The sequence below is a fragment of the Janthinobacterium sp. NKUCC06_STL genome (assembly GCF_019345455.1).
GTDB lineage: Bacteria > Pseudomonadota > Gammaproteobacteria > Burkholderiales > Burkholderiaceae_D > Janthinobacterium > Janthinobacterium rivuli.
Map to the genome: position 1 here is coordinate 54,184 of NZ_JAHKQY010000003.1, position 12,113 is coordinate 66,296.

Below are 12,113 nucleotides of genomic sequence, written 5' to 3' on the forward strand. Positions count from 1 at the left end.
GCATGAAAACACACCTATGAATGCTGTTCTACAACCCTCCGCCTGCTTCCATTGCGGCTTGCCCGTCCCCGCCGGTTCCAGCTGGCTCGTCACCATCGACGACGTGCCGCGCGCCATGTGCTGCCCCGGCTGCGAAGCCGTGGCGCAAACCATCGTCGACATCGGCCAGAGCGCGTACTACCGCGACCGCGACGAATACGCCGTCAATGCAGCCGATGCGACCATGGTGCCGCCCGAGTTGCGCCTGTACAGCAATGACGACGCGCAATTCGCGCGCGACGCCAGCAGCTGCGAAGCGACCCTGTCCGTCGAAGGCATCCGCTGCGCCGCCTGCGTCTGGCTGATCGAGCGTCAATTAACTCGCCTGCCCGGCGTGCAGGCAGCCAGCCTGAACGTCGCCACGGAGCGCCTGTATGTGCGCTGGAGCCGCGCCGAATGCGAACCGGGCGACATCCTGCAAGCCGTGCGGCAAGTGGGCTACACGGCCTATCCGTATGACGCCGTGCGCCATGGCGAGCGCCTGCAAAAAGCCAGCAAAACGCTGGGCCGCCAGCTGTTCGTCGCCGGCCTGTCGATGATGCAGGTGATGATGTACGTGGCGCCGTCCTACCTGGCCGAGGATGGCACCCTGGACGACAATATGGCCAGCCTCATGCGCTGGGCCAGTTTGCTCTTGACCTTGCCCGCCATCTGCTACTCCGCCATGCCGTTTTTCCAGGGCGCCTGGGCCAGCTTGCGCGCACGCACCCTGGGCATGGACGTGCCCGTCGCGCTGGGCATCCTGGCGGCCTTCTTCGGCAGCGTGGTGGCGACCTTTACGGGCCGCGGCGAGGTGTATTACGACTCGGCCACGATGTTCATTTTTCTCTTGCTGTGCAGCCGCTATTTCGAGTTGCAGGCGCGCCGCAAGGCCGCCTCGGCGCTCGAACGCCTGCAGCACGCCTTGCCCGCCTCCGCTTCCTTGATGGCGGGCTTTCCCGACAACCGCGCCACCACCCTGGTGCCGGCCGGCAGCCTGGCCGTCGGTGACGTGATTCTGGTCAAACCGGGCGAGGCGATCGCCGCCGACAGCGTCATCGTCGAGGGGAGCAGTGCGCTGGACCTGTCGCTGCTGACGGGTGAAAGCGCGGCCCAGCGCAGGAAAACGGGCGAACAGGTGCCGGGCGGGGCGATCAACGCCAGCGCGGCGCTCATCTTGCGCGTGCTCAAACCGGCGCGCGAAAGCACCCTGTCCGATTTATTGAAACTGATCGAGCGGGCCGGCAGCGGCAAGCCGCAGATCGCGCAGTGGGCCGATAAAGTGGCCTCCTGGTTCGTGCTGGGCCTGCTGCTGTTCGCCGTCGCCGTGTTCGCCTTCTGGAGCTGGCACGACCCGGCGCAGGCCTGGCCCGTGGCAATTGCCGTGCTGGTCGTATCCTGCCCGTGCGCGCTGTCGCTGGCCACGCCGACGGCGCTGGCGGCCGCCACCGACAGCCTGCTGCGGCGCGGCGTGCTGATCGTCCAGCCGCATGTGCTGGAAACCCTGCACCGCGCCACCCACATCGTTTTCGACAAGACGGGGACACTGACCCTGGGCCGGCCCGTGCTGCGGCAAATCGAGGGACTCGGCAGCCTGAGCGAGGACGCGTGCCTGCAAGTGGCCGCCGCGCTGGAAGCGGGCAGCGCCCATCCGCTGGCGCAGGCGATCCTGACGGCGGCAGAAGGGTTGCCAGGACAGCAGCCGCGCATGCATGCGGAACAATTGCAGGAAGTGCAGGGCCAGGGCCTCGAAGGCGTCGTCGACGGCGTGCGCTACCGCCTGGGCAACGCGGCCTTTGTCGCCGCCATCGCCGGTCCGCCGCTGGGCGACACGGCCGTTGGCATGCAGGGCATGACGCCGCTGTACCTGGGCACGCAAGGGCGCTGGCTGACGCGCTTTTTACTCAGCGACGCGCTGCGCCCGGAAGCGCGCGACGTGGTCGCGTATTTCCACCGGCGCGGCAAGCAAGTCGTGCTGCTCAGTGGCGACCAGGAAGCGCTGACGCAAAGCGTGGCGACGGAACTGGGCATCAACACGGCGTGCGGCGAATGCCTGCCCGATGAAAAGCTCGATTTCGTGCAGCAGTTGCAGGCGACTGGCGCCGTCGTGGCGATGGTCGGCGACGGCATCAACGACGCGGCCGTGCTGAGCGGCGCCGACGTGTCGTTCGCCATGGGTTCCGGCGCCGCCCTGGCGCAGGCGCATGCGGACACGGTGCTGCTCTCAAACCAATTGGTGTCCGTGCTCGACACGGCGAAGACGGCCGCGCGCAGCATGCGCATCATCCGCGAAAACCTGGGCTGGGCAACCCTGTACAATCTGACGGCCATCCCGGCCGCCGCGCTGGGTTTTTTGAACCCCTGGCTGTCCGGCGTCGGCATGGCTGCCAGCTCGGCCGTCGTCATCGCCAACGCCCTGCGCCTGCGGAAAGCCTGAACATGGAAGCACTGTATCTCCTCATCCCCTTGAGCGTCGTCGTCGTCTTCATCGCCCTGTGGGTGTATTTCACGGCCTCGGACAGCGGCCAGTTCGACGACCTCGTCGGACCGGGCCTGCGCGTCTTGCAGGACGACGATACGACGGCCACGCCGGCGCCCAACGAACCGCATCCCTGAGCGCATCAGCCCGGCCGGCGTCCCCATGGCCGGCGCGTCTGCCCCACATTCCTCCTGTTGCAGGGATCTTGCATGGCTTTTTTGAGCGGAATTTGACCGAAATATCACTTTATTTCGATGCCAGTTCGCTACGCTTATTTCATCCGGGGAATTTTGATCCACATCAAAGTTTTTTCTCGGTCAAACACTTACTCTCTGGCCACCATCATAAATAGTAATTCCAGGGAGAGTCTTTGTGGATCAATCGCTGAACTATAACTACAAGATCGTGAAGCAATTCGCGGTCGCTACTGTGGTATGGGGCATCATCGGCATGCTGGTTGGCGTTATCATCGCCGCTCAGTTGGCCTGGCCTGCCCTGAACCTCGATATACCATGGCTGACATACGGACGCTTGCGTCCGCTGCACACGAATGCGGTGATTTTCGCCTTCGGCATCTGCGGCCTGTTCGCTACCTCGTACTACGTTGTCCAACGCACCTGCCAGGTGCGCCTGTTTTCCGACAAACTGGCCGCCTTCACCTTCTGGGGCTGGCAAGCGGTGATCCTGTGCGCCGTCGTCACCCTGCCCATGGGCATGACACGCGGCAAGGAATACGCGGAACTGGAATGGCCTATCGCCATCCTCATCGCCATCGTCTGGATCGCCTACGCCATCGTGTTCTTCGGCACCCTGATCAAGCGCAAGGTAAAACACATCTACGTGGCCAACTGGTTCTTCGGTGCCTACATCCTGGCCGTGACGATTTTGCACGTGGTCAATGGCGCCGTCATGCCAGCCTCGTTCACCAAGTCGTATTCCGCGTATGCGGGCGTGCAGGACGCCATGATCCAGTGGTGGTACGGCCATAATGCGGTGGGTTTCATCCTGACCGCCGGCTACCTGGGCATGGTTTACTACTTCATCCCGAAACAGGCCGAGCGCCCCGTGTACTCGTACCGTTTGTCGATCGTCCACTTCTGGGCGCTGATCTTCACCTACATGTGGGCGGGCCCGCATCACCTGCACTACACGGCATTGCCTGACTGGACGCAATCGATCGGCATGGTCTTCTCGCTGGTCCTGCTGGCACCAAGCTGGGGCGGCATGATCAACGGCATCATGACCCTGTCGGGCGCCTGGCACAAGCTGCGCACCGATCCGATCCTGAAATTCATGATCGTCTCGCTGTCGTTCTACGGCATCGCCACCTTCGAAGGTCCGATGATGTCGATCAAGACCATCAACTCGCTGTCGCACTACACCGACTGGACCGTTGCCCACGTGCATGCGGGCGCTCTGGGCTGGGTGGGCTTCATCACCATGGGTTCGATCTACTATCTGCTGCCACGCCTGGCGGGCCGCACGCAGATGCACAGCACGCGCCTGGTCGACGTGCACTTCTGGGTGGCCACCATCGGCATCGTGCTGTACATCGCCGCCATGTGGATCGCCGGCGTGATGCAGGGCCTGATGTGGCGCGCGGTCAATCCGGACGGCACCCTGACCTACACCTTTGTCGAGAGCGTGAAAGCGACGTATCCGTACTACGTGGTGCGCGTGGCCGGTGGCCTGCTGTACCTGTCGGGTATGTGCATCATGGGCTACAACACCTGGATGACCTTGCGCGGCAGCAAACTCCCCGTCGCCCGCATTCCGGAACTGAACGCGGCGCACGCCTGATAGGAGCATAAGCAAATGAAATTTTCACATGCATGGATTGAGAGAAACCCCTGGCTGCTGATCGCCCTGGTCACGGTAGTGATCAGCATCGGCGGCGCCGTCGAGATCGTTCCCCTGTTCTTCCAGAAGAGCACGACGGAGCCGGTCGCCGGCCTGAAGCCGTATTCGCCGCTGCGCCTGGCGGGCCGCGACATTTACGTGCGCGAAGGCTGCTACAACTGCCACTCGCAGATGGTGCGTCCGCTGCGCGCGGAAACGGAACGCTATGGCCACTATTCGGTCGCTGGCGAATTCGTCTACGACCATCCGTTCCAGTGGGGTTCCAAGCGCACGGGGCCCGACCTGGCCCGCGTGGGCGCGCGCTACAGCGACGAATGGCACCGCACGCACTTGAACAACCCGCGCGACGTGGTGCCCGAGTCGAACATGCCGTCCTACCCCTGGCTGGCGAAGACCAAGCTGGTGCCTGACGAAATCATGCCGAAGATGCGCGCCCTGAAACGCCTGGGCCAGCCGTACAGCGATGAAGAGATCGCCGCCGGCCCCGCGCAGCTGCAGGACAAGACGGAAGAAGACGCCCTGGTCGCCTATCTGCAAGGCCTCGGTACATTAATCAAAACAAGGAATTAGCATGGCAATCGAAAACCTGTTTGACAGCGCCAGCAGCGTCATGACGGTGGTTTCCTTTACGACGTTCGTGGGCATCCTGTGGTGGACGTTCAGCCGCAGCAACAGCGACTTCGACGCGGCGGCACGCCTGCCGTTCGCCGATGACGCGCTCGACTATCCGGCCGAGGCCGAGATGAACCTGGCGAAGGAGCATCACCATGGCTGACTTTACCAATGGCTTCTGGAATATCTACATCGTCGTGCTGTCCCTGCTGGGCATCATCGGCTGCGGCGTGCTGCTGTACTCGCAGTCGAAAATCAAAGTGGTCGAGGGCGCCCCTGCCGACGGCACCACGGGCCACGTCTGGGACGAGGACTTGAAGGAACTCAACACGCCGATGCCGCGCTGGTGGATGTGGTTGTTCTACATCACCATCGTCTTCGCCCTGGCCTACCTGTTCCTGTATCCGGGCCTGGGCACCTATGCCGGCAGCCTGGGCTGGAAATCGACGGGCCAGTACGAGGAAGAGCTGAAGAAGGCGGAAGCCGACTACGGTCCCCTGTTCAACAAGTACCTGAGCCAGGACTTGAAGACGGTGGCCGCCGATCCGCAGGCGCAAGCCATCGGCCAGCGTCTGTTCCTGACCTACTGCGCGCAATGCCACGGTTCGGATGCGCGCGGCAACAAGGGCTTCCCCAACCTGACGGACAAGGACTGGCTGTATGGCGGCGAACCCGACATCATCAAGACCACCATCCTGCACGGCCGCAATGGGCAGATGCCACCGATGGGCGCCGCCCTGGGCTCCGAAAAGGATGTCGAGAACGTGGCCCATTATGTGCTGAGCCTGTCCGGTTCGACCTCGGATCCCGTCAAGTCGGTGCTGGGCAAGGCCAAGTTTGGCGCCTGCATGGCCTGTCATGGTGCCGATGCCAAGGGTAACCAGATGCTCGGCGCGCCGAACCTGACGGACAAGACCTGGCTGTACGGCGGCAGCGCCGACACCATCATGGAAACCGTACGCAAGGGACGCAGCAACACCATGCCGGCCTTCAGCGATTTCCTCGGCGAATCCAAGGTACACGTGCTGTCGGCGTATGTCTGGAGCCTGTCGAATCCGCAGGCACCCGCCAAGTAAAAATGGAACCTCAAGTCATCAAGATGTATGCGGCCCGCGAGCAAATCTACCCTCGCGAGGCCAAAGGACGCTACGCTACCTGGCGATGGGTATGCGTATGGCTTACCCAGCTGGCGTTCTACGGCTTGCCGTGGTTGACCTGGAATGGCAGGCAAGCCCTGCTGTTCGATTTGACCACGCGCAAGTTCTACATTTTCGGCGTCGTGCTGTGGCCCCAGGATTTCATCTATCTGGCGGCCCTGCTGATCATCTGTGCGTATTTGTTGTTCCTCGTCACGGCCATTGCCGGGCGGGTGTGGTGCGGGTTCTCTTGCCCACAAACGGTATACACGGAAATTTTCCTGTGGGTCGAACGCCGCATCGAGGGTACGCGCAGCGCGCGCATGGCCCTCGACAAGCAGGGCCCCTCCGTGCGCAAGGCGTTCAAGAAGACGGCCAAGCACCTGGCATGGGGCGCCATCGCCCTGTGGACGGGCTTTACCTTTGTCGGCTACTTCACGCCGATCAAGGAACTGGCGCAGTCGGTGACCACCTTGAATTTCGGTCCCTGGGAATGGTTCTGGGTCTTGTTCTACAGCCTGGCAACCTACGGCAACGCGGGCTGGCTGCGCGAGCAGGTGTGCAAATACATGTGCCCCTACGCGCGCTTCCAGAGCGCCATGTTCGACCAGGACACCCTGATCATCACCTACGATGCCAAGCGCGGCGAACCACGCGGCGCCATGAGCAAGAAGGCCGGCAACAACGACAAGCTGGGCGACTGCATCGACTGCACCCTGTGTGTGCAGGTGTGTCCGACCGGTATCGATATCCGCAACGGCCTGCAGTATGAATGCATCGGCTGCGCCGCCTGCGTCGATGCCTGCAACAGCGTGATGGACAAGGTCGAGCGGCCGCGTGGCCTGATACGCTACAGCACCGACCATGCGATGGAAAACAACTTCAATTCGAAGCAGATACGCCAGCGCGCCATGCGCCCACGCGTCCTGATCTACACTTCCATCCTGGCCCTGATCATCATCGCCGTATGTACGTCGCTGGCCCTGCGCACGCCCCTGAAAATGGACGTGATCCGCGACCGCGGTTCGATGGGACGCGAAGTGGAAGACGGCATGATCGAAAACGTCTACCGCCTGCAGATCATGAACACCTCGGAGCAAAGCCAGCATTTCAAGATCAGCGCTTCCGGCTTGCCGGGCCTGACCTTGCTGACGCGCGAAGAAGTGACCTTGCAGCCGACGGAAACGCTGGGCTGGCCGATCCGCCTGCGCGTGCCGCACGGCGTCGGCGAGAAGGGTTCGAACAAGATTGCGATCGAATTGCAATCGCTGGACAATCCCTCGCTGCACGTGCGCGAAAGCGCGGTATTCATCGTGCCGCGTTAAAGCAGGAAGGCCGGTTCCCGCATGGGGACTGGCCGTTTACACAGGAGAAATACCATGTCCGACAGTCTGAAACTGCAAGCCCCCGTTGCACCGTGGTACAAGCATCGCTGGCCATGGCTGCTGATGATCGGCCCCGGCCTGTCCGTGGTCGTCGGCAGCTTCATGGGCTATATCGCGTTTACGCAGCCCGATGCGCTGGTGGTGGGCGATTATTACAAGCAGGGCAAGGCGATCAACCAGGATTTGAAGCGCGACACGATCGCCAGCGACCTGGCGATGGCTACCAGCTTGTCCTACGACGTGGCGTCAGCGCGCCTCAGTGGTTCCGTGCACAGCTTCGGCAAGGCATACCAGGGCCCGCTGCAGCTGCACCTGGCGCATGCGACCCTGCCGGAAAAGGACATCAAGCTGCTGGTGCGGCCCGATGCGGCCGGCAATTTCTCGGTGGCGCTGCCGATGCTCGAGCGCAGCCGCTGGCAAGTGCTGGTGGAAAACGACAAACGCGAGTGGCGCCTGTCCGGCATCTGGACCTGGCCGCTGCAACGCAGCATCGCGCTGCACGCCGATGAAGAGCTGTAGGCCTTATTTGCAGACGTCGGTACCGGCCGTGATGGCCTTCAGTTTTGCCGGCTGCAAGATTTCAATTTCTCGGTTCGAGACGCGCAGCCAGCCTTCCTTCTTGAATTTCGACAATAAACGACTGACGCTTTCGATGGTCAGGCCCAGGTAGTTGCCGATTTCCTCGCGCGACATGCGCAGCTGGAATTTGCTGCTCGAATAGCCGCGCGCTTCATAGCGCGACGCCAGGTTGACGATGAAGGCGGCAAAACGCTGCGTCGCCTGCATATTGCCCAGCAACAGCATGACGCTTTGCTCGCGCGTGATTTCCTGGCTCATCATGCGGTGGAAATGGCGCAGCAGGGTCGGCATATTGCCCAGCAATTGTTCCAGGCTGGAAAACGGGATTTCACACACTTCGCTGTCTTCCAGCGCCACCGCATTGCAGTGGTGGCGGTCGGCGCTGATGGCGTCCATGCCCAGCAGTTCGCCGGCCATCTGAAAACCCGTCACCTGCTCTTCGCCACCGGGATTGATCTGGTACGTCTTGAAGTGCCCCAGGCGGATCGCGTACAGGTTCTGGAACGAGTCGCCGATGCGGAACAGCGAGGCGCCGCGCACGATCTTGCGGCGGCGGCCGATGATCTGGTCCAGCCTGTCCATGTCGCCCATATCGAGGCCCATCGGCAGGCACAATTGATGCATGCTGCAGGTCGAGCATCGCGCACGCAACGCTTCCACGTTCACTGTAGGCAAGGTTGGAGTGAGTAGCGCTTCAGTCATGTCGGTACCTTTTAGAAAATGCAACAACAAGTTTACTGCATACAGGGTTGCCGTGTGCCAATTTCACCGCAATTTCGCTGAATAAACGACGTCCAGCCTTTAATTATATGGCAACATCGTCAAAAGCCCATGCGGGGAGGGCAATTTGCGCGGCGCCGCTTGCCAAGCTGGGGTATTGATAGGAAAATTCCTGACAGCATTACTTGCCGCCTGTGCCGTCCGGTACTGAAAAGGAAATCATGAAGCCTCTCGGCATCAAAGCAAAAGTCGCGCTGGCCACCAGCCTGACCTCGATCGCCATGATCGCGCTGGTCACCATGATCCAGGTGCAGCACATGCGCGACGACTTCACCCGAGTACTGCTGAGCCAGCAGTCATCCCTGATCAGCCGCACCGCTGCCGAGCTCGACGACAAGCTGGGCATGCTGCTGCAAATCGTCACCCTGACGGCCCGGCAGCAGCCGCCGGAACTGATCGCCCGGCCCGCCCAATTGCGCGAATACTATTCGCGCCGCTCGATGCTGGTGCTGTTCGACGACGTGCTGGTGCTCGACGCGCAAGGCGCCGTCGTGGCCGACATGCCGGAAGTGCCGGGGCGCGCCGGCATCAATGTTGCCGAGCGCGAGTATTTCCAGACCGTGCTGCGCACGCACCAGCCCATGATCACCGAACCGATGCTGGGCAAGTCGAGCGGCATGCCCATCGTGCAGATGGTGGCGCCCGTGCTCACCGCCGATGGCCAGGTGGCCGGCGTGGTGATCGGCGTGCTGCGCCTGTACAAGGACAATCTGCTGGGGCGTTTGCGCTCGGAAAAGGTCGGCAAGAGCGGCTATTACTTCATCCTCACGCGCGGCGCCGTGCCGCGCTACGTGCTGCACCCCGATACGAGCCGCTTGCTGCAGCCGCGCCAGCCGAACGCCAACCTGACGACGACCCAGCTGCTGAAGGAAGATGGCGAAGGCAGCATGGTCAGCACCAACAGCCGCGGCATCACGGCAGTCAACAGTTTCAAGCGCCTGAAATCGGTGAACTGGCTGCTGGCCAGCTCGCTGCCCGTCGACGATGCCTTCGAACCATTCGATGGCGTGCTGTACCGGCTGGTGCTGTGGAGCATCCTCGCCTCGCTGCTGGCCGCCTTTGTTCTGGGCTGGGTCACCGTGCGCCTGCTGTCGCCGCTGGTGCGCCTGCGCGACACCCTGCTGGCCCTGCGCACCAGCGGCAGCCGTTTTACCCCCGTGCCGGTGCAGCAGCGCGACGAGATCGGCGAACTGACGGAAGCGTTCAACGGCCTGATGAGCGAACGCGACCGCCTGCAGCAGGAACTCGAAGCGCGCGCGGCGGAGCTGGAGCAGGAACGCGACCGGGCCGAGGCGGCCAACCGCGCGAAGAGCGATTTCGTGGCCAACATGAGCCATGAAATCCGCACGCCCCTCAATGCCGTGCTGGGCATGGTGTATTTGCTGGGCAATACCAGGCTCGACACGGAACAGCGCAAGTATCTGACCATGGTGCGCGTGGCGGGCCAGTCGCTGCTGGGCATCCTCAACGACGTGCTCGACTATTCGAAGATCGAGGCGCGCCGCATGGAATTGTCGCCCGTCGAATTCGACCTCGACGAAGTCATGAATACCCTGGCCACGACGATGACGATGAATGCGGGCGAAAAAGAGCTGGAACTGGCCATCGCCGTCGAACCCGACGTGCCGCGGCGCCTCGTGGGCGACGCCCAGCGCCTGCAGCAAATCCTCGTCAACCTGGCCGGCAACGCCATCAAATTTACCGAGAGCGGCGAAGTGGTAGTGGCCGTCAGCCTGGCCGAGAGCAAGAGCGAGAGCGGCCGCGCCTGGCTGCGCTTCGAAGTGCGCGACACGGGCATCGGCATGACGGAACTGCAGCAACAGCAGCTGTTTGCCGCGTTTTCGCAGGGTGACCAGAGCATCACGCGGCGCTTCGGCGGCACGGGCCTGGGCCTGGCCATCAGCAAGCAGCTGATCCACATGATGGGCGGCGACATCGCCGTCGCCAGCAGCGAAGGCAAGGGCAGCCGCTTCTGGTTCAGCGTGCCCTTCGAGATGCTGGCGCAACCGGCGGAAACGCGGCGCACGCCGGCTCTGGGACAGCTGCGCCTGCTGGTGGCCGACGACAACCGCACCACGCGCGAACTGATCGTCAAGCTGATCGAGGCGTGGGGCTGGCTGGCCGACGAAGTGGACTCCGGCTTTGCCGCCATCGAACTGTACCGCGAACGGCTGGCGCAGCAGCAACCGTACGACGTGGTGCTGGCCGACTGGCACATGCCCGTCATGGACGGTCTGGCCACGGCCAAGGCCATCCGCCAGGCGGCCAGCGGCCAGCGCCAGCCCATCGTGGTGATGGTCAACGCCTTCGCCCGCAACCACCTGGAGGAAATCTCCAGCGCGGCCGAGGCCGACGTCGTGCTGATGAAGCCGATCACGGGATCGAGCCTGTTCGATGCCCTGCACCAGGCGCTGATCGCCAAGGACGACGGCGGCGAACAGCGCATCTTGCACCAGCCGCTGGGCACGGAACTGGCCGGCGTGCATTTCCTGCTGGTGGAAGACAATCATTTGAACCAGGCCGTGGCGCGCGGCATCCTCGAACACATGGGCGCCACCCTGGACGTGGTGGGCGACGGCTTGCAAGCCGTGGAACGGCTGCGCACGGAAGCGCTGCGCTACGACATCGTGCTGATGGACATGCAGATGCCCGTCATGGACGGTTTCAGCGCCACCCACATCATCCGCACGGAACTGCGCTTGGGCCTGCCCGTGATCGCCATGACGGCCGGCGTGCTGGCGTCCGAGCGCGAGCGCTGCATGACGGCCGGCATCAGCGATTTCATCGCCAAGCCCGTCGTGGTGGAAGAGATGATGGAAGTCATCCTGCGCCACCTGCCCAAGCGCCCGCCAGTGCAGACGGCCGAGCCGGTGACAGTTGCCGATGAGGAAGTGTTTTCCATGGCGCCGCTGATGCGCGTGATGGGACGCGACGCGAAGGGGCGCGGCGTGCTGCGGCGCATGGTGGAAGACGCGCTGAACAAGGGCATGACGCCCGTGCGCGACGCCGAAACGGCGTTGCAGGCTGGCCGCCACAGCGACGTGGCGCGCATCCTGCACAGCGTGCGCGGCTCCGTCGGCACCCTGGGCACGAAACGCCTGATCCGCGCCGCGTTCGCCACCGAGGAAGCCATCGATGCTGGCCGCCTGGACGAAGTCCCAAGCCTGCTGGCGCACACGGCGCAGGAGCTGGAACTGGCGCTGGCGGCTGCGGCGGATTGGTTGTCGAGGCTAAAAGATTAAAAAGGTAGGTCGGATTAGCGGC

At 63.0% G+C, this 12,113-nt stretch carries 10 protein-coding genes; 9 read left to right on the forward strand and 1 reads right to left on the reverse strand.

Annotated features, from left to right (window positions below; all coding sequences use genetic code 11):
• Positions 1–16: 16 nt before the first annotated feature.
• From KO539_RS12780 to KO539_RS12815, 8 genes are all read left to right on the forward strand, one after another.
• Positions 17–2,455: a heavy metal translocating P-type ATPase gene (locus KO539_RS12780; protein WP_219309920.1), complete on the forward strand. Its 2,439-nt coding sequence runs from the start codon at positions 17–19 to the stop codon at positions 2,453–2,455.
• Positions 2,456–2,457: 2 nt separating this feature from the next.
• On the forward strand, positions 2,458–2,634 hold the full coding sequence (gene ccoS, locus KO539_RS12785; protein WP_219309922.1) for a cbb3-type cytochrome oxidase assembly protein CcoS: 177 nt from the start codon (positions 2,458–2,460) through the stop codon (positions 2,632–2,634).
• 235 nt (positions 2,635–2,869) lie between these two features.
• Positions 2,870–4,297: a cytochrome-c oxidase, cbb3-type subunit I gene (gene ccoN, locus KO539_RS12790; RefSeq protein WP_035823294.1), complete on the forward strand. Its 1,428-nt coding sequence runs from the start codon at positions 2,870–2,872 to the stop codon at positions 4,295–4,297.
• 15 nt (positions 4,298–4,312) lie between these two features.
• Complete coding sequence (ccoO, locus tag KO539_RS12795) at positions 4,313–4,927, forward strand: cytochrome-c oxidase, cbb3-type subunit II (protein WP_035823296.1); 615 nt, start codon at positions 4,313–4,315, stop codon at positions 4,925–4,927.
• 1 nt (position 4,928) lies between these two features.
• On the forward strand, positions 4,929–5,132 hold the full coding sequence (locus KO539_RS12800) for a cbb3-type cytochrome c oxidase subunit 3 (protein WP_035823305.1): 204 nt from the start codon (positions 4,929–4,931) through the stop codon (positions 5,130–5,132).
• Positions 5,125–6,045 (forward strand): cytochrome-c oxidase, cbb3-type subunit III, encoded by a 921-nt coding sequence (gene ccoP, locus KO539_RS12805; protein ID WP_219309924.1) that lies wholly within the window; start codon positions 5,125–5,127, stop codon positions 6,043–6,045. The genes KO539_RS12800 and ccoP overlap by 8 nt, the downstream gene beginning before the upstream one ends.
• A gap of 2 nt (positions 6,046–6,047) precedes the next feature.
• Positions 6,048–7,430: a cytochrome c oxidase accessory protein CcoG gene (ccoG, locus tag KO539_RS12810; RefSeq protein WP_035823309.1), complete on the forward strand. Its 1,383-nt coding sequence runs from the start codon at positions 6,048–6,050 to the stop codon at positions 7,428–7,430.
• A 54-nt stretch (positions 7,431–7,484) separates the two neighbouring features.
• Entirely contained in the window at positions 7,485–8,009 is a 525-nt protein-coding gene (locus tag KO539_RS12815; RefSeq protein WP_219309926.1) for a FixH family protein, read from the forward strand.
• A gap of 3 nt (positions 8,010–8,012) precedes the next feature.
• Here KO539_RS12815 and fnr read toward each other — a convergent pair whose 3' ends face one another.
• Complete coding sequence (gene fnr, locus KO539_RS12820) at positions 8,013–8,771, reverse strand: fumarate/nitrate reduction transcriptional regulator Fnr (protein WP_035823313.1); 759 nt, start codon at positions 8,769–8,771, stop codon at positions 8,013–8,015.
• A 239-nt stretch (positions 8,772–9,010) separates the two neighbouring features.
• Between fnr and KO539_RS12825 the strand changes: the two genes are divergently transcribed.
• The gene (locus tag KO539_RS12825; protein WP_219309928.1) at positions 9,011–12,091 is read left to right on the forward strand and encodes a response regulator; all 3,081 of its coding nucleotides are present in this window, start codon (positions 9,011–9,013) and stop codon (positions 12,089–12,091) included.
• Positions 12,092–12,113: the final 22 nt, after the last annotated feature.

Excerpts from the sequence above, each read along its gene's own strand:
- KO539_RS12780 (WP_219309920.1), top strand. The coding sequence starts at position 17 with ATGAATGCTGTTCTACAACCCTCCGCCTGCTTCCATTGCGGCTTGCCC.
- ccoG (WP_035823309.1), top strand. The coding sequence starts at position 6,048 with ATGGAACCTCAAGTCATCAAGATGTATGCGGCCCGCGAGCAAATCTAC.
- KO539_RS12815 (WP_219309926.1), top strand. The coding sequence starts at position 7,485 with ATGTCCGACAGTCTGAAACTGCAAGCCCCCGTTGCACCGTGGTACAAG.
- ccoO (WP_035823296.1), top strand. The coding sequence starts at position 4,313 with ATGAAATTTTCACATGCATGGATTGAGAGAAACCCCTGGCTGCTGATC.
- ccoS (WP_219309922.1), top strand. The coding sequence starts at position 2,458 with ATGGAAGCACTGTATCTCCTCATCCCCTTGAGCGTCGTCGTCGTCTTC.
- KO539_RS12825 (WP_219309928.1), top strand. The coding sequence starts at position 9,011 with ATGAAGCCTCTCGGCATCAAAGCAAAAGTCGCGCTGGCCACCAGCCTG.
- KO539_RS12800 (WP_035823305.1), top strand. The coding sequence starts at position 4,929 with ATGGCAATCGAAAACCTGTTTGACAGCGCCAGCAGCGTCATGACGGTG.
- fnr (WP_035823313.1), bottom strand. The coding sequence starts at position 8,771 with ATGACTGAAGCGCTACTCACTCCAACCTTGCCTACAGTGAACGTGGAA.
- ccoP (WP_219309924.1), top strand. The coding sequence starts at position 5,125 with ATGGCTGACTTTACCAATGGCTTCTGGAATATCTACATCGTCGTGCTG.